General features: G+C 64.7%; 29 protein-coding genes and 1 pseudogene. 14 read left to right on the top strand and 16 right to left on the bottom strand.

Annotated features, from left to right (window positions below; translation table 11 throughout):
• Positions 1–2 precede the first annotated feature (2 nt).
• On the top strand, positions 3–521 hold the full coding sequence (locus CXY75_RS16505) for a CarD family transcriptional regulator (protein WP_104083870.1): 519 nt from the start codon (positions 3–5) through the stop codon (positions 519–521).
• Between the two features lie 559 nt (positions 522–1,080).
• Here the strand turns inward: CXY75_RS16505 and CXY75_RS16495 are convergent.
• The 6 genes from CXY75_RS16495 to CXY75_RS16470 form a co-directional block, all read right to left on the bottom strand.
• A complete protein-coding gene (locus CXY75_RS16495; RefSeq protein ID WP_104083868.1) occupies positions 1,081–1,254 on the bottom strand; it encodes a CsbD family protein in 174 nt (57 codons plus the stop codon).
• 75 nt (positions 1,255–1,329) lie between these two features.
• Positions 1,330–1,935 (bottom strand): hypothetical protein, encoded by a 606-nt coding sequence (locus CXY75_RS16490; RefSeq protein ID WP_104083867.1) that lies wholly within the window; start codon positions 1,933–1,935, stop codon positions 1,330–1,332.
• The gene (locus CXY75_RS16485) at positions 1,932–2,519 is read right to left on the bottom strand and encodes a DUF6286 domain-containing protein (RefSeq protein ID WP_104083866.1); all 588 of its coding nucleotides are present in this window, start codon (positions 2,517–2,519) and stop codon (positions 1,932–1,934) included. Before CXY75_RS16485 ends, CXY75_RS16490 begins: the two co-directional genes overlap by 4 nt.
• On the bottom strand, positions 2,516–2,929 hold the full coding sequence (locus CXY75_RS16480) for a hypothetical protein (RefSeq protein WP_104083865.1): 414 nt from the start codon (positions 2,927–2,929) through the stop codon (positions 2,516–2,518). Before CXY75_RS16480 ends, CXY75_RS16485 begins: the two co-directional genes overlap by 4 nt.
• Positions 2,926–3,120, bottom strand: coding sequence for a DUF2273 domain-containing protein (locus CXY75_RS16475; RefSeq protein WP_233201968.1), 195 nt, complete (start codon positions 3,118–3,120; stop codon positions 2,926–2,928). Before CXY75_RS16475 ends, CXY75_RS16480 begins: the two co-directional genes overlap by 4 nt.
• Complete coding sequence (locus CXY75_RS16470; protein WP_104083864.1) at positions 3,117–3,596, bottom strand: Asp23/Gls24 family envelope stress response protein; 480 nt, start codon at positions 3,594–3,596, stop codon at positions 3,117–3,119. The genes CXY75_RS16475 and CXY75_RS16470 overlap by 4 nt, the downstream gene beginning before the upstream one ends.
• 130 nt (positions 3,597–3,726) lie before the next feature.
• Between CXY75_RS16470 and CXY75_RS16465 the strand changes: the two genes are divergently transcribed.
• Genes CXY75_RS16465 through CXY75_RS16455 form a run of 3 tightly spaced genes read left to right on the top strand, consistent with a single transcriptional unit; the run spans position 3,727 to position 5,275 of the window.
• Positions 3,727–4,302, top strand: a complete 576-nt coding sequence (locus tag CXY75_RS16465) for an RNA polymerase sigma factor (RefSeq protein ID WP_369826743.1) — start codon at positions 3,727–3,729, stop codon at positions 4,300–4,302.
• Positions 4,299–4,949 (top strand): hypothetical protein, encoded by a 651-nt coding sequence (locus CXY75_RS16460; protein WP_104083862.1) that lies wholly within the window; start codon positions 4,299–4,301, stop codon positions 4,947–4,949. Before CXY75_RS16465 ends, CXY75_RS16460 begins: the two co-directional genes overlap by 4 nt.
• Complete coding sequence (locus tag CXY75_RS16455; protein ID WP_104083861.1) at positions 4,946–5,275, top strand: hypothetical protein; 330 nt, start codon at positions 4,946–4,948, stop codon at positions 5,273–5,275. Before CXY75_RS16460 ends, CXY75_RS16455 begins: the two co-directional genes overlap by 4 nt.
• 139 nt (positions 5,276–5,414) lie before the next feature.
• Here the strand turns inward: CXY75_RS16455 and CXY75_RS16450 are convergent, their stop codons facing one another.
• Both CXY75_RS16450 and CXY75_RS16445 read right to left on the bottom strand, forming a co-directional pair.
• A complete protein-coding gene (locus CXY75_RS16450; RefSeq protein ID WP_104083860.1) occupies positions 5,415–6,041 on the bottom strand; it encodes a LysE/ArgO family amino acid transporter in 627 nt (208 codons plus the stop codon).
• Between the two features lie 9 nt (positions 6,042–6,050).
• The gene (locus CXY75_RS16445) at positions 6,051–6,536 is read right to left on the bottom strand and encodes an Lrp/AsnC family transcriptional regulator (protein WP_104083859.1); all 486 of its coding nucleotides are present in this window, start codon (positions 6,534–6,536) and stop codon (positions 6,051–6,053) included.
• A gap of 216 nt (positions 6,537–6,752) precedes the next feature.
• Here CXY75_RS16445 and CXY75_RS16440 point away from each other — a divergent pair.
• Positions 6,753–7,103 (top strand): annotated as a pseudogene (locus tag CXY75_RS16440) (alanine dehydrogenase); the annotation flags it as partial.
• 52 nt (positions 7,104–7,155) lie between these two features.
• Here CXY75_RS16440 and CXY75_RS16435 read toward each other — a convergent pair.
• Positions 7,156–7,596 (bottom strand): MarR family winged helix-turn-helix transcriptional regulator, encoded by a 441-nt coding sequence (locus CXY75_RS16435; RefSeq protein WP_104083857.1) that lies wholly within the window; start codon positions 7,594–7,596, stop codon positions 7,156–7,158.
• Positions 7,597–7,990: 394 nt separating this feature from the next.
• Here CXY75_RS16435 and CXY75_RS16425 point away from each other — a divergent pair, with 394 nt between their 5' ends.
• Positions 7,991–9,277 (top strand): ATP-binding protein, encoded by a 1,287-nt coding sequence (locus CXY75_RS16425; protein ID WP_104083855.1) that lies wholly within the window; start codon positions 7,991–7,993, stop codon positions 9,275–9,277.
• On the opposite strand, the gene CXY75_RS16420 is transcribed toward CXY75_RS16425, so the two are convergent.
• The 3 genes from CXY75_RS16420 to CXY75_RS16410 all read right to left on the bottom strand — a co-directional run bounded on the left by CXY75_RS16420 (position 9,274) and on the right by CXY75_RS16410 (position 12,129).
• Positions 9,274–10,086, bottom strand: a complete 813-nt coding sequence (locus tag CXY75_RS16420; RefSeq protein ID WP_158251235.1) for a helix-turn-helix transcriptional regulator — start codon at positions 10,084–10,086, stop codon at positions 9,274–9,276. The genes CXY75_RS16425 and CXY75_RS16420 overlap by 4 nt on opposite strands.
• 246 nt (positions 10,087–10,332) lie before the next feature.
• Entirely contained in the window at positions 10,333–10,548 is a 216-nt protein-coding gene (locus CXY75_RS16415) for a hypothetical protein (RefSeq protein WP_104083853.1), read from the bottom strand.
• A gap of 9 nt (positions 10,549–10,557) precedes the next feature.
• Positions 10,558–12,129, bottom strand: coding sequence for a hypothetical protein (locus CXY75_RS16410; RefSeq protein ID WP_104083852.1), 1,572 nt, complete (start codon positions 12,127–12,129; stop codon positions 10,558–10,560).
• A 366-nt stretch (positions 12,130–12,495) separates the two neighbouring features.
• Here CXY75_RS16410 and CXY75_RS16405 point away from each other — a divergent pair, with 366 nt between their 5' ends.
• The 6 genes from CXY75_RS16405 (at position 12,496) to CXY75_RS16380 (ending at position 16,617) form a co-directional block, all read left to right on the top strand.
• Positions 12,496–13,182: a hypothetical protein gene (locus tag CXY75_RS16405; protein WP_104083851.1), complete on the top strand. Its 687-nt coding sequence runs from the start codon at positions 12,496–12,498 to the stop codon at positions 13,180–13,182.
• On the top strand, positions 13,179–13,490 hold the full coding sequence (locus CXY75_RS16400) for a hypothetical protein (RefSeq protein WP_104083850.1): 312 nt from the start codon (positions 13,179–13,181) through the stop codon (positions 13,488–13,490). The genes CXY75_RS16405 and CXY75_RS16400 overlap by 4 nt, the downstream gene beginning before the upstream one ends.
• Positions 13,487–13,972 (top strand): hypothetical protein, encoded by a 486-nt coding sequence (locus CXY75_RS16395; RefSeq protein ID WP_104083849.1) that lies wholly within the window; start codon positions 13,487–13,489, stop codon positions 13,970–13,972. The genes CXY75_RS16400 and CXY75_RS16395 overlap by 4 nt, the downstream gene beginning before the upstream one ends.
• Before the next feature lie 161 nt (positions 13,973–14,133).
• Positions 14,134–15,192 carry an ATP-binding cassette domain-containing protein gene (locus CXY75_RS16390; protein ID WP_233201967.1) on the top strand — a complete coding sequence of 353 codons (1,059 nt, stop codon included), beginning with the start codon at positions 14,134–14,136 and terminating at the stop codon, positions 15,190–15,192.
• On the top strand, positions 15,189–16,187 hold the full coding sequence (locus tag CXY75_RS16385; protein WP_233201966.1) for an ABC transporter permease: 999 nt from the start codon (positions 15,189–15,191) through the stop codon (positions 16,185–16,187). The genes CXY75_RS16390 and CXY75_RS16385 overlap by 4 nt, the downstream gene beginning before the upstream one ends.
• A 37-nt stretch (positions 16,188–16,224) precedes the next feature.
• Positions 16,225–16,617, top strand: a complete 393-nt coding sequence (locus CXY75_RS16380; RefSeq protein WP_104083848.1) for a VOC family protein — start codon at positions 16,225–16,227, stop codon at positions 16,615–16,617.
• 104 nt (positions 16,618–16,721) lie between these two features.
• Here the strand turns inward: CXY75_RS16380 and CXY75_RS16375 are convergent, their stop codons facing one another.
• The gene (locus tag CXY75_RS16375) at positions 16,722–17,582 is read right to left on the bottom strand and encodes a LysR substrate-binding domain-containing protein (protein WP_369826741.1); all 861 of its coding nucleotides are present in this window, start codon (positions 17,580–17,582) and stop codon (positions 16,722–16,724) included.
• Positions 17,583–17,657: 75 nt separating this feature from the next.
• Between CXY75_RS16375 and CXY75_RS16370 the strand changes: the two genes are divergently transcribed.
• Positions 17,658–18,098, top strand: coding sequence for a DUF5997 family protein (locus tag CXY75_RS16370; RefSeq protein ID WP_104083847.1), 441 nt, complete (start codon positions 17,658–17,660; stop codon positions 18,096–18,098).
• A 495-nt stretch (positions 18,099–18,593) separates the two neighbouring features.
• Here the strand turns inward: CXY75_RS16370 and CXY75_RS16365 are convergent, their stop codons facing one another.
• The gene (locus tag CXY75_RS16365) at positions 18,594–19,247 is read right to left on the bottom strand and encodes an alpha/beta hydrolase (protein ID WP_104083846.1); all 654 of its coding nucleotides are present in this window, start codon (positions 19,245–19,247) and stop codon (positions 18,594–18,596) included.
• A gap of 425 nt (positions 19,248–19,672) precedes the next feature.
• Between CXY75_RS16365 and CXY75_RS16360 the strand changes: the two genes are divergently transcribed.
• The gene (locus tag CXY75_RS16360) at positions 19,673–20,257 is read left to right on the top strand and encodes an NUDIX hydrolase family protein (protein WP_104083845.1); all 585 of its coding nucleotides are present in this window, start codon (positions 19,673–19,675) and stop codon (positions 20,255–20,257) included.
• 135 nt (positions 20,258–20,392) lie between these two features.
• On the opposite strand, the gene CXY75_RS16355 is transcribed toward CXY75_RS16360, so the two are convergent.
• Both CXY75_RS16355 and CXY75_RS16350 read right to left on the bottom strand, forming a co-directional pair.
• Positions 20,393–21,382 carry a nucleoside hydrolase gene (locus tag CXY75_RS16355; RefSeq protein ID WP_104083844.1) on the bottom strand — a complete coding sequence of 330 codons (990 nt, stop codon included), beginning with the start codon at positions 21,380–21,382 and terminating at the stop codon, positions 20,393–20,395.
• Between the two features lie 86 nt (positions 21,383–21,468).
• Positions 21,469–21,960, bottom strand: coding sequence for a GNAT family N-acetyltransferase (locus CXY75_RS16350; protein WP_104083843.1), 492 nt, complete (start codon positions 21,958–21,960; stop codon positions 21,469–21,471).
• Between the last annotated feature and the right edge of the window lie 57 nt (positions 21,961–22,017).

Genomic DNA, 22,017 nt, shown 5'->3' with positions numbered 1-22,017 from the left:
TTATGAAGATTGAAATCGGCGAAACACTGGTCTACCCGCACCACGGCGCGGTCACCATCACAGATCTCACCACCCGCACCATCAAGGGCGTCGAGAAGCAGTTCATGACACTCAATGTGCACACCAGCGCGCTGACCATTCAGCTGCCGGTCGACAACGTTGAGCTCGTCGGCGTGCGTGACGTCATCGACGCCGCTGGCGTGAGCGCCGTGTACGAAATTCTGCAGAATGCCTTTACCGAGGAGCCGGGCAACTGGTCGCGTCGCTACAAGGCCAACCAGGAGAAAATGGCCAGCGGCAGTGTCTACCGGGTGAGCGAGGTCGTGCGCGACCTGTGGCGTCGCGACCAAGACAAGGGCGTCTCGGCCGGCGAGAAGCGGATGCTCGAAAAGGCGCGTCAGATCCTCGTCTCCGAACTCGCTCTGGCTCAGGGCCTCACCGACCAGGAAGCCGGCGACCTGCTGCTCATCGAAATTCAGAACTACGTCGTCAGCGACGAGCCGGTGGAAGTCGCCGTCTAATCTGAAGAACTACCCGTGAACGCTTCCGGCACTGCCCCTGCGATTCGCGGCGCGCGGGAGCCGCGCCGCTGCGCGGGAGGTATAACTCCCGCGCACTGGCGTACCTCCCGCGTATCGCGTGACGCAGGAATTCCGGGCAGACCGTAGCTCCCGCGCAGCGGCGTACCTCCCGCGCAGAGCGGTTGGTCTCAATGGATGTCCGCACACGTGCGAGGCAGCACGAGGCACCCGCACAGCCCGGCCGCCGGAATCCTGCTCACGATCCTGGCCCGGAACAAATCGCGGGCGGGTTAGGGGCGCGGCACACCGTGCGCTGTGCGAATGCGCCGCCCGTCGGGGACGGTCTGCAACTCTTTCAGAGCGGTCTTCTGGCTCTTCCTGGCCTCGGCCCGGGTCTGCCATGAAAGTCTCCTGATCAGATTGAATGGAGCCGGGATCACTCTCGGTAGGGCGAGCGCGATCCCGGCGGTGAACATCTGCTGCGTGCTGCGAACTAGTGTTCGGCTGTGTCGACGACGGTGGCCGTCACCGACCGTGCCGACCGCGCATCCACGTGGATCTAGTTCTTGAAGACGTCCTTGACGTCTTCGCCGACCTTCTTGGCGCTCGCCTTGCTCTGGTCTGCGCGTCCTTCGGCGACCTTGGAGTCGTCGTTGGTGGCCTTGCCCACTGCCTCGGTAGCCTTGCCCTTGAGGTCCTGCGCGGCGTTCTTCATCTTGTCTGCTGCACTCATGGTGTTCTCTCTTTCGTGAGGTGTCTCTCGGGTACGTCCGGTGCGGAAGCGCCGAACAGAAGTGGGGGAGTCCGGCTAGCGAATGCGCGTGCTGCGACTGGTGCGCACTCGGAAGCCTCCGCTGATTTGCAGCAGGGCAGGCAGACGCAGGCCGAGCAGCTCATCGAGGGCGAGCAGGGCCTGTTCGACGATGCGCAGAACGTCGGTCGGGGAGGTGCCGCGTCGGCAGGTCACCGAAACTTTGAGCACGGCCTCGCGGGCCACCCGGTAGGTCGATACCCGGGTCGAGAGAAATTCTGGGCGCTGCCCAAGCGCGTTCTGCAGCGCTTGCTCGGCGACAGCCGAATCGACTTCGGTATTACCCCAGTTTGTGGTCTGCTCGCTAATCAGGTGCGCGGAATGCCCATTGCCCTGCCGCACAATGAAGCGCAGCAGCAGGCCGACGACCGCCAGCAAGACGGCGAGGACGACGATCCAGATCCAGCTATTCTGCGTGGCGCCGAGCGGCGTGGCCTGGAGCCAGCCGTCGGCCGTGGCGCCAATCCTGCCGGTAACCGAGGCCCAGCCATTCTGCAGTGTGACCTGCGTTGCGATCAGGCCGAGCAGAGCGGCCACGGCTAGCAGCACCAGGCCGGCCACGAAAACGACGCCGCGGTTGAGTGCGCGATTGGTGTTGTTCACGCTCCGACCCTTCCGCCGACGGCAACCACGACCCGAGTCTGGAGCGTTGGTCGCAGCTTGAGACCGTCCAGCTGGGCGCGAACGGCCTGGTCCACCGAGTCGCGCTGTACCGGCTGCCCCGATGTCGGCACTACATGCACCGTTGCGAGGCGACGAGAGATGCTGACCCTGGTGCTGTCGGGATCGATACCGCTCACGCGAGCAGCGCGTCCGGCCAGAGCGGATGCGATCACCTCGTCATCGACGACGGTCACCATGCGCTCGGAATCGATGAGGTGCCGCGCTCGACGCCCGGGAGTGACCGCAACGATGACGAGACCGAGACCGAGCAGGGCGCATCCGGCCGTGATAGCGCCGAGCACTGGTGTCGGCACCATCGAAGCGGATGCGACGCCCGCCGCCAGATCGGCCGGAGTTGCCAGCAGCGCAGGCTGGTCGATCAATCGCAGCACGATCTCGGTACCGAGCCAGCAGCACACCAGAATGGCCACGACGGCCACCGCGATTGCCGCGGTAGACCGCGGGGAATGCAGTTCGCGTCGGCTGATGCGCCCGTACGTCGCCGTCATCGCCACGTCAGTCATTGCACTCGTCGTTCCTGCTGTACATCAATGCCGGTCAGCCGCACGGTGACCTGACCGACAACAGCGCCGGTCAGCTCTGTGACGCGGTGACGAATTTCGGTCTGCGACCGAGCCGACCGGGCCAGAATGGTGCCGCCCGTGCGTGCGATGACGGCCGGTTCGCGGGTGACGCGCGCGAGCGGAACGACGCGAATAGCGGTGTTGATCGTGAGCGCCAGCATGCCATGGTCGTCGCGGAGTTGCACGCTAACCTGGCCGGACGGCACACTGAGTGACTCGGCCGTGACCATACCGACCAACTGGCGCAACGCCCGGGGTGCGATACGGGTGCGACCGCGGGGCAAGCCGGGCGTTGCCGGTGCGGTTTCACCCAGGAACCAGCCAGTGGTGGAGTCCGTCGCGACGCTCACGACGAGGAACGCTTTCCCTGAAACGCTCCGATCAGCGAGCTCAGGTCGAGGCGGCCGTCAATCACGCGGCCAACGAGCGCTCCGATCAGCATGGCCACTGCAACGAACAGAAACGCCCAGAAGCCCAGAATGACCCAGGTCAGCGATAGAATCGCGCCGACCAGCATGCCGGTGCGGGTTGCGGTCGTCACCGGAGTGCGGCTTTGCTCGGTTCAGCGTCGGCGGGGTCGTCGCTGGGCAAGTGAATGTCGACTATGGTCACGTTGACTTCGGTAACCTCGAGTCCCACCAGGTCTTCAATGGCCTGAATGACACTCGAGCGGATGTCGTCGGCCACCTGCTGCAGCTGCACCGGGTACTCGGCGACAATCGTCACGTCGACGGCAACCTGCGTTTCGCCGACCTCGACCGAAATGCCCTGGCTCACGTCGGTGTTGTTCATGGCGTCGCGAATGGCGCCGAGCGCGCGGGCCGCGCCGCCGCCGAGGGCGTGCACGCCGGTGACCTCGCGCGCGGCAATGCCGGCAACCTTGGCCACGACGCCGTCATTGATCACGGTCTTTCCGGTGCCGGTCAGCGGCTCGCCAGCCAGAGCAGTGCCGACGGGTAGGCGGTCGTTCGGGGACGTGGTTGCAGATCCGGTGCCATTGGCGTCGATGAGGTCCATGAGCTAGCTCCTTCAGGTTGGGCCATCTGTTCAGGCCGAAAGCGGATTGTTACCTGTAGGACGAAACCTGTGGCATATTCGTCACGCGAAGATGAGAAATATTTCTGAACCGTTCGACTGAGGAGGGATGATGCTCGGCAGGGTGGGTGAGCAGATCGCTTCGCCGCTGGATACGGCTACCGATCAGATGCTCGCCGACCGGGCCGCGGACGGTGACCTGCGTGCCTTCGAGGTGCTGGTTCGACGTTACGGTCCGCTCATGCGCGTGTACGCGACCCGGATTCTCGGCTCGAACGACGAGACCGACGACGTGGTGCAGGAGTCGTTCATCACGGCCTGGCAGCAACTCGGCACGCTCGCGGATGGTCGTGCCGTGAAGAGTTGGCTGATGCGCATCGTTGGCCGCCGGAGCATTGATCGACTGCGCGCTCGCCGCCTGCACGTCAACATCGACGACACGGATGCCCCGGCGCCGGAGAGTCACGCACCTCACGTTCTGGCCGAGACCCTGTCTCAGACCGAGGCGCTCGCTCATGTGCTTGCCGCCCTGCCGGAGGAACAGCGGCGGTGTTGGACCCTGCGCGAACTCGCCGACTACAGCTACGGTGAGATTGCCGACGAGCTGAACCTGCCGGCATCCACTGTTCGCGGACTCCTCGCCCGGGCCCGCAAAACCCTGCTGCGCGAGATGGAGGACTGGCGATGACAGAACTCACGCCGGCCGACCAGCGATTTGTCGCGTTCGACCTTGACGACACCGAGCGGGAACAGGCCGGGCTGAACGGCCACACCCTTGAGCAACTCAGCGACTATCTCGACCGCGGTCGGGTTCCGGCCGAGAAGAGCATCGATGATTCGCCCGACTGCGAGATCGCCCTGCGCGGTCTCGAGCGACTGCGCCGAGTTCAGGCCTCGCTGCTTGAACTAGATCTCAAACGGGAATCACTCCGGGATGACAACTGGATCGCGTCCATTCTCGACAACATCAGCCTGGAGGCGCGCGCCGGCCGGGAGATTCCGCTGGCCCACCCGTCTCCGACCGCACGACTGGTTATTACAGAGGGCGCCGTGCGCGGCATTCTCCGGGAAGCCGGCGACCGGCTGGAGAACATTCTGGTGGGGCGGTGCGTGCTCGTCGGGGACGTCAGCGTCCCCGCAAATCCGATCACGATTGTGGTCGACGCGACTATATTCTCCGGCGAGAATATTCCGATGCTGGCCGAGCGATTGCGGCAAGCGATGCATTCCGCGCTGGGTCGCTACACCGAACTGGTCGTGGCGGCCATCGATATCACGGTGAGCGATTTGTATGTCGCACCGAAAGCATCCGTTCCTGACGAGCAGAACCGATGACCGCCGTAGTGCCCGCGACCGACCAGCTCGCGGCAGTGGTGCGCCGGGTGTCGGGGGTGTGCGCGGTGTACCCGGCCGGGCCGATCGTAGCCACGGCAGTGAATGCTGCCCTCGGCGCGGTGACACAGCGCGCGCACACAATGCCGACGGTGCTCATTGAGCAGCGTGCCGACGGGGTGCGGATCACGGCCAAGATCGGTATCGGTGCGACCGAGCGCTCCGGCGACGTCTGCTCTCGCGTGCACGATGCCATCGCAGCGCACCTGCTGCAGAGCGGCAACCCGCCAGTCGCGCAGATCGCCGTGATCGTGGCGAGCATCGGCTGAGCGTCTAACCGACACCACATTGCCTCGACTACTCACTGCCCGACGATCTGGTGGAGAGCTTGTGTGAGCAGATCGCATCCGACACCGAAATGTGGCGCGGTTTTGGCGTGTTCCTGCCCGAGGTGCCGTCACTGAGTCGTTAGACCCCGACAGCCATCCGCACGCCGAGGGCGATCATGACCACGGCGATGAAGCCATCAAGCACCCGCCAGGAGGAGCGCTTGGCGAACAGGGGCCGCAGCATCCGGCTCCCGAAACCGAGGGCGAAGAACCAGACGAAGCTCGCCGTGATCGCGCCAGCGCCCCACCACCAGCGTTCGTTCGCCCCCTGGTGATTGGCCACCGAGCCGAGAAAGATCAGGGTGTCGAGGTAGACGTGCGGGTTGAGCCAGGTGAGCGCCAGGGTTGTTGCGACGGCGGCCCTGGTGCTGATCTGGGTGGTGGCCGCGGCGACGAGCACGCCGGGGCGAAACGCACGCACGGCAGCGAACACGCCGTAGCTCAGGAGAAAACCAACGCCGAGCACCTGCACGACGACCAACACGACCGGGGCTGCCTGAATCAGGGCGCCGATTCCAACGATTCCGGCGAAGATGAGCACGGCGTCGGAGGCCGAGCAGATCAGCACCGACGCGAGAACCGTGCGGTTCTTGCCCTCGATTCCGAGCCGCAGAATGTACGCGTTCTGGGCGCCGATCGCGATGATGAGGGCGAGTCCGGTGCCAAAGCCGAAGAGGGCGGGCAGGAGGGTATCGGCGAGGGTCATTTCAGGGGGCTACTCGGGCGCTACGCCGTTGTAGAAGTGCTCGAACACCATGCTCGTGCGGGTTGAAGCGACGGCGGGGTTGGCCGAGAGGTTGTCGAGTACGAAATCGCGCACGTCGTCGGTGTCGCGGGCCGAGAGGTGAATGATGAAGTCCTCTGACCCGCCGAGAAAGAACAACTGCACGACCCGCGGCATGACCCGAATGGAATCGCGAAAGGCTGGAATATGAGTGCGGGCGCCGGCCCGAATACTGACGCTGATCAGGGCCTGTAGGCCGAGACCGATCGCCTTGGGATCGACCACCGTCGTGAATCGAGTGATGATTCCACGGCTGACCAGCGAGCGTACTCGGGACACGCAGGTGGACTCGGCGATGCCGGCAGCCGCGGCCAGGCGGCTGTTGGTGGTGCGCGAGTCCGCTTGTAGTGCGGCGACCAGGATGTGGTCGACCTCATCGAGAGTTTCGACCACCCGAATCCTCTTCGTTTCTGACATCTAGCTTCTCCTCGTTACCGCATATTTCGTGGAATATTCTTGAAGTGTGGCAGATTCTACGGATTTTACCAACCTCAAACGAATCAATAACAGTGTTGCTTTCATTGCTGCCGATGCATTCGGCGCTGGCAGGCCGAAACGGAGCGAACGTGTTAGTCGGCATTCCTGCTGAAATTTAGAACAACGAGAACCGGGTGGCGATTACGCCGGCCGGTGTCAATGAAGCCGGGCTCCGTACTGGTGGACGTCGCGATCGACCAGGGCGGCTGTGTTGCGGGTTCGCACGCGACGACACATGACGCGCCCATCTTCGCCGTGCACGACAGTGTCTACTGCTGCGTCGCCAATATGCCCGGTGCGGTGCCGGCCACGTCGACCCGTGCGCTGACCAACACGACCCTGCCCCACGTCATCGCGCTGGTCCAGACGGGCTGGAAGAAGGCTGTCGCAGAAGACGCCGCCCTCGCCAAGGGGCGAAATGTTCACGACGGGAGCATTGTTATCAACGAGCACGTTGCGTCCGCGTTCAACGCGAAGCTGCTCACGGTCGCCGACGCGATCGCCTGAGCCATAAGCGGGGCCGGCATCCGCTCGACAGATGCCGGCCCCCGTGCGCGGGTCAGGAGGTCGCGGCGATCACCCGATGCAGCGCATCGCGCAGCACAGCCAGATCATCGAGCGGAAGATTGAGAGCTGCGACGACCCGGGACGGAATGGTTTCGGCCACCGTGCGCAGGGCTGTGCCGTGTGTGGTCAGGGTGATGTCGAGAGTGCGTTCGTCGGCCAGTCGGCGCTGGCGGCGCACGTAACCGGTCGTTTCCAGCCGTTTGAGCAGGGGCGAGAGGGTGGCTGGCTCGAGGCAGAGGGTCTGAGCGAGGCCCTTCAGTGTGCGCGGGCTTTCTTCCCAGAGTGCCAGCATGACTAGATATTGCGGATGCGTGAGGCCGAGTGGCTCGAGAATGGGCCGGTAGAGGGCGATCACGTTGCGCGAGGCGATCGCGAGGGCGAAGCAGACCTGGTTGTCGAGGAGGAGGGGGTTCTCAAGCGTGGGCAGTGTCATGGCCTTCCGTTCTGGCCGATTGTTTTCCGAGCCTTTAATTAGTACACTAACAGTTATGACACACGGTAAGGGCTCCCGTCCGCGAATCAAGGGACTTGGTGGACTGACGGCTTGGCTGAATGCTCGACTATTTCCCATTCTGGGGCCGCCTCCGGTCGGACTCAGCGGGTCAGATCTGCTGCCCCCTGTGCCTGCGCCAGCTCGAAACTGCCCCGTCTGTGCGCAGCCGATGGACCAGCACGACGTCGACCGCAGTGGCGCACGCACGCAAATAAACTGCCCGGTCGCAACGCAGTAGCTCCGTGGGCAGCGGTGGCGGGTACCTCGCCTGGGCAGGCACGGGAGAGCGGGTGCAATAGTGTGGCAGCACACCCCCACAGATACGAGGTTCACGATGACTGGCTGGCGACTGCGCGATTTTCACTCCGATGACCTGGATGGCATTTTGCGCTTGTGGGAAGAGATCAAAGCGTCCGACACGGAGCCGGTCTACGGCCTCTCAGAGGTGCTGGCTTCCTGCCAGAAGGATCACGCCGTCGTTGCCGTGCACGGTGAGGAAGTAGTCGGTGCCGCCGTCGGCCGGGCCGCGCACGCGCAAGGCTGGATTGTCTTTCTCGCCACCGCTGAAAGCTGGCAAAGTCAGGGCATCGGCACGGCGTTGCTCGCGGCGCTCGAAGCGCGCATGGCCCCACACGGCATGACCAAGTTGTCGGCGCTCATGCCTGAATCCGAGACCAAGGTTGACGCGTTTCTCAACCGCGGCTTCGAGATGAAGAAGAACCTGCGCTACTTCGAGCGACACATTCCCGTGCAACGGGAGGAACTCAAGCTCCTGAGCGAGCTGGGCGGGCGCGTGCTGCCCCGCGACCTGTGGCAGAAGGTCGGCGGCATGGTGCGCGAGAAGGAATTACTCGAACGCCGGCTGGTCATGCCCCTGGCCAAGCCAGACCTCGCCGAACAGTACGGCGTGTCACCACCCAAGGCGGTCGTGCTGTTCGGCCCTCCCGGCACCGGAAAGACCACCTTCGCCAAGGCAATTGCCTCGCGCCTGGAATGGTCATTCATCGAGGTCTTCCCGTCGCGTCTCGCGGCCGACCCGCAGGGCCTCGCCGGTGCCCTGCGCGAGACCTTTTTGAAGATCTCCGAGCTCGAACACGCGGTCGTCTTCATTGACGAGGTCGAGGAGATCGCCGCGCAGCGCCAGGGGGAACCGCCGTCGGCCATGCAGGGCGTGACTAACGAGCTGCTCAAGATCATTCCGGCTTTCCGGGAACAACCGGGGCGTCTGCTAGTTTGTGCGACCAACTTCATTCGCGCGCTTGACTCCGCGTTTCTCCGTCACGGCCGCTTCGATTACGTTGTACCGATCGGGCTGCCCGATGTCGCCGCTCGCCAGGCCATCTGGGAGCGCTATATTCCCGAGGCTGTGTCCGATGCGGTCGACCTGGCCGTTCTCGTCGAAAAGAGCGACGGATTCTCGCCAGCCGACGTCGAGTACGCCGCGCATCGAGCCTCCCAGCACGCACTCGAAAAGGCGCTGTACTCAGCGAGTGACGGGCCGGCGATCAACGGTCCGAGCACCGATGACTATGTCACCGCCATCTCCGAAACCCGCATGACCGTCTCCGCCGAGGTTGCCGCCGAGTTCCTCGAAGACATCGAAAGTCTCGCCCGGCTCTAGGCGCGTGATCTGACCGTGAGTGGATGCCGCCGGCATCCACTCACCCGCCGCGTTCGGGCTTCGGCCGGCTCGGTGCCGACCTTGATACCCACCGCCTGAGCGGGAAATGCACCAGGGCTTGTAAATGTTGATTGTGCGCTCCCGCTTATTCGATTGCGAGGTCCTCGCGGGTTCTGCCCGGTCTTGACCCGCGCCTGATAGAGATGGGACTCAACCGTGCGCACCGAGAGAAAAAGGCTCTTGGCGATGTCCCGGTTACTCAGGCCCTGCGTGGCGAGCGCGGTGACCTCCTTCTCCCGCTCGGTCAGCACGATCGGCTCGATCAGGAGCGCCGCCGGCACGGTTATCGGCAGCTGGCGACTGGCCAGCGAGAAACCATCGGCCCGCAATCTGCTGAGATCGGCGGCGCCGATCGCGCCCTGCAACTCGTGTAGGGCCGCAGCCTCTGTGCTCGCGATCATAGCACTGCCGTAGGCGCCGAGGTTGGCCAGGTGTTTAGCAGCGTCGTCGAGTGCGGCAGCATCGTGGGCGGTGGCCGCTCGGGTGCGCCGGGCGAGGGCCTCGATGATGGGCGCGTCGGTGGTTGCGACCGCGCGATCGAGAATGCGCACAATGTCGACCGCTGGGTCGCCGAGCCGCACCAGAATATCCAGCAGCCAGGCGCGCATCACGGGAGTGGGAATGTCGGCCGATGCGGACAACCTCGTCGCCAGGAGACGGGCGTCATCCGTGCTGCCAGAGGTGATCAAAATCTCAAGGTTGGTTCGGTGAATTTCGAAACGGTAAAAGGCGGCAGCACCGGTGTTCACGATGCCTACCTTGGCCATCTCGGCGCGCGCTTCATCTATCAGACCGAGGCGGGCAAGTGAACTGGCGTGCAGGCCCTGAATATAGGGACGCCAGGCCCGAGGGTCCGAGCGCGCGAAATATGCATCTGCGGTGCGAAGGTCTGCTTCGGTGCCGGTCTCGTCACCCCGAAATTGCGACAGTTGGGCCGCGACGAAGCCGAGAAAGCCGAGGTTGCCGCGGTCGTGGTTGTTGATGGATCGGCTGATTCACTCGTCGAGTTCGTCGGCGACGATCTGCACCCCGATCCCACTCATGCAGCGCACGGCGGCGCTGCTGTAGAAGATCTCCAGGGCGAGGCCCTCACCGGAATAGATATCGGCGTCACGCAGGGCCAGGTAGCGCCGATTGAGGGTGGTCGCGAGGTCGAACAGGGCGAGACCCTGCATGGTGCGACCGTCATGGGCATGGCCGATGCCGCTCATACAGGCGGCTCAAATGCGGGTGATCAGGTCGTAATCCGAGTTCTGGGCGATGGCCTCGCCGTCAATCGCAACGCGGGCCCAGTCCAGGTTTTGCATCGATTGGGTGAGGCGGATGAAATCAACCTCGCCGTTCATGAGTACATCGCCGGGAAACCAGCCGGCGATCTGTTTGCGCAACGCGGTGAAATCATCCGCTGTCATGGTCGTGAACGTGGCCAGCGAGACCTGCCAACGCACGAGTTTGACGCCGTCGGTCGGGTTCTCAAGCAGTTTTTCGGCGCGGTGCAGCACGTGTAGCGCTGCCAGATAGCGCTCGTCGCCGGCCAGCGCACGCGAGTACTCGATCGTTGTCTTCAGCCCGGGTTCGATGCGCAGCGAGAGCGCGGAGTACTGCAGAGCCTTCTCGGTCAGGCCCAATCGACGACTGCGCCGGGCAGCCACGAGCAACACGTCGGCCACGGCGCTGCTGCCCCACGTGGCGATAACGCCGGGTGCCAGGCCAACGGATGCCGTCCAACTGTCGGCAATCATCGTGCACTCGGCCGGGGTGGTGGTGAAGCCGTGGGTGCGATCGGTCAGCAGAATCGACACGATCAGAGCCCGCTGCGTGTGCAACTGCGCGGCATCGCAGATGGCCAGCGCGGCCTCGGAGAGCAGCGGACCCGTCTGCAACACTCCGGAGCGCGCGGTGCTGGGAAACAGATACCCGCGTCGAATCAGGTCGCGCAGGTCGGCGGCGTCACAGATCATGGCTGCGCGCCCGGTAGAAATACCGTTCAGGCCCCCGATCAGGGCGAGCGAGACCAGTTGGCTGGGGTGCAGGCTCCGCAGCTGGTGCGAGAGAAGGTCAAGAATACGCTGTGACGGCGCGTACAGGGCGAATGCTGTGCAGTCGTGGTCTCTGGGCAGTGTCTGTTGGCGCACGGTTTCACTGGTGAGTTCACGCAGCAACAGGCGGGATCCGCCGCTGCGGGAGTGCAGCAGCGCCAGGGCGACCCGATCGAACTGGGCGTGGGGCGCGAATTCGCGCAGGAGTTGGCCGGATTGCAGCGCAGTGAGCGGTTCGAGGTCGATGCGCTGAGCGCCGCCCCTGATCCATAGTTCGTCGAGCAGATGAATGGTGGATGCATTGGTGTCGGTCGTGTCGGTCGTGTCGACCGGCGGCACCAGGTCGCTTGTGAGTAGCAGCACGACCGCCTGCGCGGTCGCGAGCTGGGAGAGGCTGTCCATGGCCGGGGCGTCGAGAAAATGAGCGTCGTCGACCAGGATGACCGGTCGACCGTGCCCGCTCCGATCCTGGGCGTAGCGAAGAAGAAGCGCCGTGGTGAGCTCGCCCTCGGCCGATGATTCGGCAAATGTGAGCTGTGACGTGATGGAACCGAACGGAACGGAATGTAGTAGGGGATTCGTCGCGATGAGGAGCGGTTCGCTGCCGAGTGCACGCAGGCCCCGCGCGACGGAGTCGAACAGCACGCTCTTGCCATGGCCGAGCGGGGCGAAGATCACCACACTGTTCCCGTTGTGGAGGGAATCGACGATGTCGTTAGCAGGGAGGCCGATGGGTTTTATGGTGCCGTACATCGGTCTCGGTCAACGCCTTTCGGTTTCTTGCATACAGCCGGGCCGGATCACAAAAAAGACGATAGTCGTAACATTACCCATAAAGGGGGGTAGAAGAGGGAGATTGCCTGAAAGTATCGCGGGTAGCCGAAATGTTTGGCCCGCACTGGACATCCACCAGCGCGGCACTGGGACACCAGGGGCCGTGTACTTAAGCCGGGACACCGATCACTGGTGTCAACGAGAATTACACCGGTATTTGTGCGTAAACGGCAGTGCAGTGCAGCCCCGCGCCTCGCCTTTTATCAGGCATCCACGTCAAGAATGCGCGATGTCGAAGAAGTCCTCGTGACCGTACGGATGCGTAATGCAACGAGGAGATCCATCATGGGACAGCAGACACCGGAGCAGCTCGGGAGCAGTCGCAGGCCGCGTAACCGCCAAATTCGCGCCATTCTGGCCGGCGGACTCGTTCTCGGACTCGGACTCGGAGCAACCATCACCCTGGCTGCCTGGAACAACGCGGACTTTGCGGCTGGCGCCTTCACCCGCGTTGGCAGCGCCGACGGCCAGGAATTCACGGACCATGTCGCCGGTGGCACGCTGGGCGACCTCGCTTTCTCGGTCAACGCCGCGCTGCTGACGCCCGGAGATGCTGTCTACACACCGTTCGCCGTGCGGCTCGACGCCGCGACTACCAACGCCGCCGCCGTGACCGTCGGGCCCGCGGCCAGCACTGGAACCACCACGGGCCTGAGCTATTCGGTCGTGCAGTTGACCACTTTCGGCTGTGACGCGAGCACCGTCGGCACGGTGCTCGTTCCTGTGGCAACTCCGTTCGGCTCCGATCCGGCCACGTCGGCCACCGCGCGTGCACTCGCCGTCGACCAGGAAACAGGAGTTGTCAGTGCTCTGACGGCTGCCCCGGCTGCCGCGCCCGGCTCCACCACGGCGTTCTGCTTCGAGGTGACCCTGCCGCTTCTGTGCGCGTCGATGATGTGGTTACCGTGGCTCGCACCGGACTTCTTCCCATCACCCGCCGGGCCATCTTGGTCGATGCGGGGGACACCGTGAACCAACGCAGCCTGACGCTTCGCGGCGACGCGAACCCCGTCAATGATCCGGCGCCGTATCGCGAGCAGGACGTGCGCATCGTGTTGTTCTCAATACCGCACCTCGCGCAGTTCGTGGTGCAGCTGTCCAATCCGATCGTGCTCGGCGGCGCAACTGTCGCTGCTAGCGCGGTGGTGAGGTGGGCGTTCCGGCCGCGCGAACGCGAATCGCGCAGTCCCGATCGCTTTGCACCCGCAACTTCCGAGCGGCCGGTTGCCGAGACGTCTGCTGCTGTGCAGCCTGCCCTGCTGTCTGGAGCCGATCGATGACGACGCGTCGTGATCGCATTGCCATCACTGGACCCATGACGCTGTTGGCATTCTGTGGCGTCGGGCAGAGCGTGCAACAGACCGAGGCGGCCTGGACCAGTGAGGCGATTCACGGCGCGCAACTGACAACGGGGATCGTCAACCCGGTGACGTCGCTCACCTGCACGGAATCATTCGGTGTGCTGACGTCCGAGGTAGCGTTTTACTGGCCCCAACCCGTGGTCACCGGCAACGCGATTGTGCCGACCAGATACACCGTTGTCTGGTCGGGCTCCCCGGGCGGCGGGCAGAAGGTCGCCAGGTCGCGCTCCGCGAGCGTGCCGTTGTCGACCCAACTGTCGGTGGCGACGACCTCGAACGTCGTCAATGTCAATGTCAACGTCAACGCCAACGGATGGTCTTCGGTCGTGTCGACCGAGTCGCGCGCGATCAGCACCACCTTCGGGTTATTGGGCGCCAACATCGTCTGGTTCTGCGCGTGACGGCGTGATTTCCAGCCGGCGTGGATGGTGCGGTCCCGGTTGCGAAGGGGCACCCACGGCGGCCCAGAATAATGGTTGTCAAAGCATTCTGGCCCGGTTAACATCGCAGGTAGGAGGTTGGAGATCTGCACAATACCGATACCAGGCAAGGAACCCGTTACGTGATCATTGAGGCTCACGGTTTGACCAAGACGTACCAGTCCAAGAGCGGGCCGGTGCACGCGCTCGCCGGGCTTGACCTGGCGGTGCCGCGCGGTACGGTCAAGGCGCTGCTCGGCCCGAATGGCGCCGGTAAGACCACCGTCGTCAAAATGCTCACGACATTGATTCGACCGGATGCCGGCACCGCGATCATCGATGGAATCGACGTCGTGCGGCAACCCAAGTTGGTGCGCCGCATCATTGGTGTCTCCGGCCAGTACGCCGCAGTCGACGAGAACCTCACCGGATTCGAGAACCTCGAAATGGTTGGCCGGCTGTACCATCTGGGCGGCCCGACTGCCCGCAAACGGGCGCAGGAGTTGATCGACCTGTTCGAGCTCACCGCTGCTGGCAATAGGCCGGTCAAGGGGTTTTCTGGCGGCATGCGCCGCCGTATCGACCTCGCCGGTGCGCTCGTCATCAACCCGAAGGTGCTCTTTCTCGACGAACCGACTACCGGGCTTGACCCGCGCAGCCGAATCGCCTTGTGGGGCGTGATCAAGCGCTTGGTCGCCGATGGCACGACCGTGTTGCTGACCACGCAATATCTCGAGGAGGCCGACCAGCTCGCCGACGACATCGTTGTGATTGACGACGGAAGGGTCATCGCCGAGGGCACGTCCGATCAGCTCAAGGCGCAGATCGGCGGGCATCGCGTCGTGGTCGCGTTGGTCGACGCCGCAGACGGCGCGGCCGCCCGCGATATTCTCGCGCGGCATGGATCGGGTGTCGCCTCCATCTTCACCGATGGTCGGGGAGTCGAAGTCGCTGTCACCGACGGACCGACCGCGCTGCAGAACATGCTTGCCGACCTGCGTGCCGCGCAGATCAATCTGCACGATGCCGGCATGCGTCGCCCCACCCTCGACGACGTGTTTCTCAAGCTCACCGGCCACAAGGCGGATCTGGCTCAGCCCGACGATGACGATTCCAGCGGGCCGAAGCTCTCGAAACGGGCGCAGGCTCGCGCATTGAGTGTTGCGGATGCCGTCCGGCCAGATCTGGAGCGCGCGAAATGAGCGCTCGCCACGCCAGTGATCCCACCGAGCCCGTGTCGGCCGGCACGAACGAAACCGCGACCTCCGTAACTGCGATCTCCGGAACCGCGACCTCCGGAACTGCGATCTCCGAGACGAGGATTATCGGCAGCGAGGCGGCCGCGAGCAGCAAGCTGGCCGGGGCCCGAATCGGCACAATACCCCCGCTGCCCACCTGGAACCCGTTCTCCCTCTGGTATTCCGACGGCTGGACCGTCACCAAGCGCAACCTGATCAAGATCAAGCGTTCGCCGGACATGCTCGTGTTCGCCGTGATCCAGCCGATCATGTTCGTGTTGCTATTCAGTCAGGTGTACGGCGGTGCGATTGCGGTCGCGGGCAGCGACTATACGCAGTTTCTGATGGCCGGTATTTTCGCGCAGACTGTCGTGTTCGGCGCGACCTTCTCCGGCTCAGCCATGGCGCTGGACCTGAAAGAGGGCATCATTGACCGCTTTCGGAGCCTGCCGATGAACGCATCCGCTGTATTGATCGGACGCACCAACGGTGACCTTGTGCTGAACACCATCTCGATGATCATCATGATGTCCACCGGGCTCGCGGTCGGCTGGCGGGTCAGCTCCTCGCCGGGCGAGTTTCTGGCCGGAGTCGGGCTGCTGTTGCTGTTTGGCTATGCGTTCAGCTGGGTGATGGCGCTGCTCGGCATGAGCGTGAAGAGTCCAGAGGTCATCAACAATGCGTCGTTTTTGATTTTGTTTCCGCTGACCTTCGTGTCCAACGCCTTCGTGCCGAGCGAAACCCTGCCGACGGTGCTGCGCGTCTTCGCCGAGTGGAACCCTGTTTCTTCGCTCGTGCAGGCCGTGCGGCAGCTGTTTGGCAACCTCGGCACCGCGCCGGTCCCCGATATCTGGACCATGCAGAACCCGGTGCTGACCGTCTTGATCGGCATCACGGTGATGCTGCTCGTGTTCGTGCCGCTGTGCATTCGCAAGTTCGCGTCGATCAGCTCTCGCTGACCCGGCGAAACCAGCACCATCTCAGAGGGAGTCACTCATGACCGAACACGACGTTGGCATTGTCGCCGGATTCAGCGGATTCGCGGTCGTTGATCTCGACGCCGCGCGCACGTTCTATGCCGAGACGCTCGGGCTTGAGGTCACGGTGGGTGTGATGGGGATGTTGAGCATTGCCCTACCGGACGGAGCGATTGTCATGGTCTATCCCAAGCCCGACTTCGTGCCGGCCACCTATACGATTTTGAACTTCTCCGTCAGCGACCTCGATGCCACCGTCGATGAGCTGACCGAGCGTGGCGTGGAATTTCTGCGCTACGACGGATTCGATCAGAACAACAAGGGCATCGCCGCCGGCGGCGGGCAGGGACCGGACATTGCCTGGTTCACCGACCCGTCCGGCAATATCCTCTCGGTCCTGAAGAACCAGTAGCGCGGGCCGACCCTGCGCGTTGACCGAGCATGCCGAGATCGCCGTAGTCCAACGCGATCCGGTCTCGGGTGCCGTCTCTGCCGAGTCGAGCTTCGGCATCCGGTCTAGTGGCCGCGGCCCTTGCTTTTGTTAGGGTTTTTGGTCGGACGGGTGCGGCCGGGGGCGCTCTCGGTTCGCTTTCGTACGGCGGGTTTTGCTTTCGCGGCGGCGACCCGAATGGCTTTCGCGGCGGCCTTGGCCTTGTCGGTCTTCTTCGGCTTGCGCGGCGGCTTCGGCGGCCGGCCGTCGCTACGAACCTCGAGCTGCTCCCCGTCTGCGGATGCTGCGGCGTCGGCAGCCACGGAGGCACCGGCATCCGTTCGCGAACTGGCCCTGGAACGCCCGCGAACGATGCCGATGAATTCCTCGATGTCCTCCGTGGTCTCGCGAGTGATCCAAGCCAGGGCGATCTGGGTGTCGGCCACGCCGGAGACCGGGCGGGAGACGACGTCCTTGCGGCCGTACAGCCGGGCGATGGAGTGCGGCACGATGAGGATGCCGACGCCGGCGGCGACCTGCTCCATGGTCTCGTCGAGGTCACGCATCGGCGGCAGGGGCCGGCGGTTTCCGTCGCGCACCTCGTCGGCGATGTCGCGCCACTCCGGCACGTCGTCGGGGTTTTGCAGCAGGTGTTCGCCGGCCAGATCGGCCAGCAGCACGGTTTCGGCCTGGTCGATGGCGTGATCTTTCGACGCGACCACGACCGGAATCTCGTTATACAGGTTGATCACGCTGAGATTGGTCTCGTCGATGGGCAGGCGCACCAGACTGACCTCGGCAAGGCCGTCGTGGAGCACCGCAATTTGCTCCACCATTTCGGTGCGAAACACGGTCAGCGGCACGTCGGGGCGGCGGTCGCCCCAGATGCGAGTCCATTTGGTGGGGGTGACACCGGCGACGAAGGCGATGGAAAAGCTCACCGGCATCCTTTCTCGGGTAGTTGAGGGCAGCACAGGTCGTTTTGCCCAAACAGGGGCCCCCTCAGGCTATACGCTGGAACAATGAGTTCCGAGAAGAAGCCCCAGACCATGAAGCCCGCCACGGCGGCCCAGAAACTCGGGATTCTGCTCGACGCGGCGCCGGCCGAGTTCCAGACCGAATTTGTTAGCCGCACCGAGCTCGCCGAGCTCATGGCGAACCCGCCGGAGTGGCTCACGTTGCTGCGCACCAACGGCCCGCACCCGCGCCAGGTTGTTGCCGCCAAGCTCGGAGTCTCCATCTCGGGCCTCGCCCGCAGCGAGATCACCGACCCGCTGACCACGGCCGAGATTAGTGCCCTGCTGCAGCAGCCGCCGGCTTGGCTCGTGCTGGAGCGTTCTACCCAGGCCGGCGTGCGCGCCGACCAGATCGCGGTGAAAGACCGTGATGCCCACCGCGCGGCCAAGAAGGCGCACGTTGAGCGCCAGGCGTCGCAGGAGCAGGCCAAGCGCGACCGCTCTTAGCGTTCGCTGGGGCGAGAAGTTGGCTTTTGTCCTGAGTTTTCGATAGCTCCGCTACGCACGCGTTTCACGCTGCGCGGGAGGTGCGCCGCTGCGCGGGAGGCGAAACTCCTGCGCGCTGGCGCAGCTCCCGCGCAGCACGTGGCGCGGGTGTTCCGGCCAATCCGTAACTCCCGCGCACTGGCGTAGGTCCCGCCAAACGCGCGTCCTCGAGGCAGCCCCGCAGCCGGAACCCCCGCGTACTGGCGCGGCTCCCGCTCAACCCGACCCGGCAGCGTGGTCGGGGCTGCGTCAAAATCCCGCGTACTGGCGCGGCTCCCGCGCCACGCACCACTGCGGCGCGGCAGAGAATAGCCGACCAAGCTGGTAGCCGTTCGCGGGTGAGCAGACCCGGCCGCTGGTTTGGCGGCGACCCGTACGATCAGGCCCGCTGGCTCGTTGAGCATCTCGGGCGGGCGAGTGGATGCCGCGCTGCAGCATCCGCTCGGCTGAGCGTTTCTAGGCGGCCGGCTGAGGCGCGGCGTCGGGGTACTGCGCGCGTAAAAAGTTGACGACGTCGCCGAGCTCGGCCTGCGAGATGGAGTGCGTCAGACCCTCGTAGATGCGCTCGGTGAGCGTGCTGTGGTCGGGCAACCAGGCCTGGGTGCATTCGATCGCGCTGGTCGGAATCACGGTATCGGCGGTACCGCGACCCCAGAACACTGGAACCGCTTGCTCGGCCAGGGCTGTGTCACCGGCTTGTGAGCCGCTCGCGACGAACCCGGAGAGGTTCACGGCGAAGCTAAACCGGTCGGGCGCAGCACGCAGAAGCTGCAACGCCATGGCTCCTCCCTGCGAAAATCCGAGCAGACCAACCGTTGGAGGCTGCTGCGGCAGGGCGTCGAGCCAGGCCAAAACCGCGGCAACACCCGCGTCGACCGAGGCCTTGTCTGGGTTTCCGGGATCGCTAATCGGAAACCAGGCCCAGCCATCGCCGACCGGCAGAGGCGCGCGCAGTGCCGCGATGACCGGCTCGAGCGGCAGGTGCGGCGCGAGCGAGAACAAGTCGCCCTCATGCGAGCCATAGCCGTGCAACACGAGCAGGAGCGGACGGTCAACCCGGTCGGCGCCGGAAGCAGACCAGAGCACGGCAGCGGGGTCGATGAGTGTCATGGGTTCCTCCTGATCGTGGGCGGAGCTCGAGCACCGTGTGCTCCCATACTTTCATTGCCGAGCCCGTTTCTCGTACCCGCTGGCCGTGGCCAATCCAGGAAATTCGTGCGCCGGCCGACGGGAAGCCGCGGATTCGTGAAGGCCGCCACCACGCGGCGGGGCGGACTGCCTGAATTCGCCACCCGTGGCGTCGCTTGTTGGCGCGGAATCGCACGCGTGACCTCGCTGTCTGGCGCGCGAGCGGCCGCCGCTTGTGGGGGTGCCCTACAGTACTGCGGAGATTCCTGCCGTCCGGTGCCTAACCGGGGCATATTCGTCCCGAATCGCCTCAATCTCCCGCAGTTGTGTACAGAGCGTGCAGTACGGAAGCGGGTGGGGCCGCTCGCCGGTGCGCGGGCGGGGCTCGCGTAAGACAGAATGGCATCATGAGCGTGCGAACCCCTGACCCAGACCCGGACTGGACGCCGAAGCCCCCCGAGGGAGCCCCGAACACGAATCCGGGCTGGCTCAAAGACGTCGAACTCGCCGAGATCCGCCGTCGCCTGCCGATTCTCTACATCGAGGCCGTGCCCGTTCGGGTCGACGGTCTCGGTCAGGTCGTCGAGGTCGGCGTGCTGTTGCGTGCCCGTTCGACCGGCGAGATGACGCGCACCCTCGTCTCCGGTCGAGTCCTCTACGGCGAAACCCTGCGCGACGCGCTCTTTCGTCACCTCGAGAAAGACCTCGGCCCAATGGCGTTCCCGCAGCTGCCGGTCAGCCCCGTACCGTTCACCGTTGCCGAGTACTTTCCGCTTCCGGGCATTTCCGCATACACGGATGACCGCCAGCACGCCGTCTCGTTGGCCTACGTCGTTCCCGTCACCGGCACCTGCGACCCGCGCCAGGACGCCCTCGAGATCACCTGGATGACGCCGGCAGAGGCTGTGTCACCGGGAGTGTCTGCCGAGATGGAAGGTGGCCGCGGCGCCCTGCTGCGCGCTGCCATGGCATCCGTCGGCCTGCTGTACTGAGCCGGCGGCGGCGCTCGCCTCGTCGCGGCACTCTTTGGAGAAGTCGGCACTGGTTTGAACACGTGCCGGCTTCCCAAACGCGTGCCGCGAGAGCGAGGAGTCGGCCAGCGGCATCCGCTCACCGAACCGTGCGCGCTATGCGGGCTGGGGCAGCGCCGAACCCAAGCCGAGCGTGTCGAGGAACAGGCGCGCGTAGCGGTCAACGTCGACGTCGAGGGCGACCTCAGCGACCGCCCACGAGCTCGCCAGCCCGTGCACGATATCCTCGCCCGGATGCGTGCGCTTGTCGACCAGCGTCTGCCCGCGACCGTAGCCGGCAAGCTGCACGCGTAACGGCAGCATCTGGGTGGTCAACCCGCGCGGGTCGACCAGGGCGCAAAGTGCGCCGGCGTCACCGATCAGGCCGGTGTATTCGGCGCCCAGACCAGAGTCGAGGGCGATCCGGTTGTTCAGCAGTCGCCCGACGACGTGAGCGAGATTCGAATCGCCGCGCTCAAGGGCAAGCGCGACCTGCTCGCCAATGGTGACCTGGTTGAACACGTCCAGACCGTACATGAAGGTGGGCACACCGGAATCGAGCACGATGGCCGCCGCTTCCGGGTCGTGCCAGACGTTGAACTCGGCGACGGCTGTGGCGTTGCCGACCGTGGTGGATCCGCCCATGAAGACGATGCGCTCAATGTTCTTGACCAGGTCGGGGTACTGGCGCAGCAGCAGCGCAAGGTTGGTTTGGGGGGCGAGCCCGACCAGGGTGACTGGACGCTGGCTGTCTAGGATGAGCCGGCGCATGAGTTCGATCGAGCTGACCGACTCGGCCCAGCGGTCGGTCGGCGGCAGCTGCAGCGTGCCGAGGCCGCTCTCGCCATGCACGTGTGCTGCCGACCTGGCCGGTTCCAGCAGGGGGCGGCTGGCGCCGGCGGCAACCGGAATGAGCGGCGCGTCGACGACGTCGAGCACGCGCAGGGTGTTCTCGACGACGCGGTCCAGTGCGGCGTTACCGGCGACACAACTGATGCCGATCACGTCGATGCCGGGGTGCTTCACCGCGAACAGGATGGCCAGCGCGTCGTCGACGCCGGTGTCGACGTCAAGAATAACGGGGATCGCCGCCGCGGAATTAGTCATTCGTTCACCCTATTGCCCCACAACCCCATCGGGGGCCGTGGAGCAAAACGTACCGACGGACAGGGACTGTGGTGCGATCCCGGTCGCTATCGAACCAGCCGCACCTCGTGCAGCCTCTCGCCGAGCACCTCTTCGTTGCGCTCGAGGCCGTCCGCGACGTAGCCGTTGCGGGCATAGAAGGCGTGTGCTCGAGGGTTGTCGGCGGCTACCCACAGCGAGGACGGGCCGGGATCGACGACGGAATCGAATAGTTTCTGGCCGACTCCCGACCCGTGGTTCACCTCGAGAAGATACATGAAATACAACTCGTGCGGGGTCGGGCGGTCACCGTCGCGCGTCGGTCCGCTGCCGGCGAAGCCCACGATCTCGCCATCGACGAGCACAACGTTCTGGTGGTATTCCCCGCCTTGGCTGGTAAATCGCCCCCAGAGGGCGGCCAGGCGCTGCGGCCGAAGCTGTGACAACGCGGCCTCGCTGAGCAGGTGATCGTAGGTTTCATGCCAGCAGGCGGCATGTACGCGGCCCAGACTCTCGGCATCCGCTTCTGTGACTGGTCGAACGACAACTATGGTGTTCATGATTCGACACTATCCGTCTTTGCACCCGCGCCCGCACACACGAATGAGCCGGCCTCG

The sequence above is a fragment of the Cryobacterium sp. Y11 genome (assembly GCF_002929535.1).
In the GTDB taxonomy this organism is placed as follows: domain Bacteria; phylum Actinomycetota; class Actinomycetes; order Actinomycetales; family Microbacteriaceae; genus Cryobacterium.
The sequence above is the reverse complement of the archived record's forward strand: the minus strand, read 5'-3'. Positions and strand labels throughout refer to the sequence as shown.

Coding starts and splice junctions, on each gene's coding strand:
- CXY75_RS16505 (WP_104083870.1), top strand. CDS start 3: ATGAAGATTGAAATCGGCGAAACACTGGTCTACCCGCACCACGGCGCG.
- CXY75_RS16495 (WP_104083868.1), bottom strand. CDS start 1,254: ATGAGTGCAGCAGACAAGATGAAGAACGCCGCGCAGGACCTCAAGGGC.
- CXY75_RS16485 (WP_104083866.1), bottom strand. CDS start 2,519: ATGACTGACGTGGCGATGACGGCGACGTACGGGCGCATCAGCCGACGC.
- CXY75_RS16470 (WP_104083864.1), bottom strand. CDS start 3,596: ATGGACCTCATCGACGCCAATGGCACCGGATCTGCAACCACGTCCCCG.
- CXY75_RS16465 (WP_369826743.1), top strand. CDS start 3,727: ATGCTCGGCAGGGTGGGTGAGCAGATCGCTTCGCCGCTGGATACGGCT.
- CXY75_RS16460 (WP_104083862.1), top strand. CDS start 4,299: ATGACAGAACTCACGCCGGCCGACCAGCGATTTGTCGCGTTCGACCTT.
- CXY75_RS16455 (WP_104083861.1), top strand. CDS start 4,946: ATGACCGCCGTAGTGCCCGCGACCGACCAGCTCGCGGCAGTGGTGCGC.
- CXY75_RS16450 (WP_104083860.1), bottom strand. CDS start 6,041: ATGACCCTCGCCGATACCCTCCTGCCCGCCCTCTTCGGCTTTGGCACC.
- CXY75_RS16445 (WP_104083859.1), bottom strand. CDS start 6,536: ATGTCAGAAACGAAGAGGATTCGGGTGGTCGAAACTCTCGATGAGGTC.
- CXY75_RS16435 (WP_104083857.1), bottom strand. CDS start 7,596: ATGACACTGCCCACGCTTGAGAACCCCCTCCTCCTCGACAACCAGGTC.
- CXY75_RS16425 (WP_104083855.1), top strand. CDS start 7,991: ATGACTGGCTGGCGACTGCGCGATTTTCACTCCGATGACCTGGATGGC.
- CXY75_RS16415 (WP_104083853.1), bottom strand. CDS start 10,548: ATGAGCGGCATCGGCCATGCCCATGACGGTCGCACCATGCAGGGTCTC.
- CXY75_RS16410 (WP_104083852.1), bottom strand. CDS start 12,129: ATGTACGGCACCATAAAACCCATCGGCCTCCCTGCTAACGACATCGTC.
- CXY75_RS16405 (WP_104083851.1), top strand. CDS start 12,496: ATGGGACAGCAGACACCGGAGCAGCTCGGGAGCAGTCGCAGGCCGCGT.
- CXY75_RS16395 (WP_104083849.1), top strand. CDS start 13,487: ATGACGACGCGTCGTGATCGCATTGCCATCACTGGACCCATGACGCTG.
- CXY75_RS16385 (WP_233201966.1), top strand. CDS start 15,189: ATGAGCGCTCGCCACGCCAGTGATCCCACCGAGCCCGTGTCGGCCGGC.
- CXY75_RS16380 (WP_104083848.1), top strand. CDS start 16,225: ATGACCGAACACGACGTTGGCATTGTCGCCGGATTCAGCGGATTCGCG.
- CXY75_RS16375 (WP_369826741.1), bottom strand. CDS start 17,582: ATGCCGGTGAGCTTTTCCATCGCCTTCGTCGCCGGTGTCACCCCCACC.
- CXY75_RS16370 (WP_104083847.1), top strand. CDS start 17,658: ATGAGTTCCGAGAAGAAGCCCCAGACCATGAAGCCCGCCACGGCGGCC.
- CXY75_RS16365 (WP_104083846.1), bottom strand. CDS start 19,247: ATGACACTCATCGACCCCGCTGCCGTGCTCTGGTCTGCTTCCGGCGCC.
- CXY75_RS16360 (WP_104083845.1), top strand. CDS start 19,673: ATGAGCGTGCGAACCCCTGACCCAGACCCGGACTGGACGCCGAAGCCC.
- CXY75_RS16355 (WP_104083844.1), bottom strand. CDS start 21,382: ATGACTAATTCCGCGGCGGCGATCCCCGTTATTCTTGACGTCGACACC.
- CXY75_RS16350 (WP_104083843.1), bottom strand. CDS start 21,960: ATGAACACCATAGTTGTCGTTCGACCAGTCACAGAAGCGGATGCCGAG.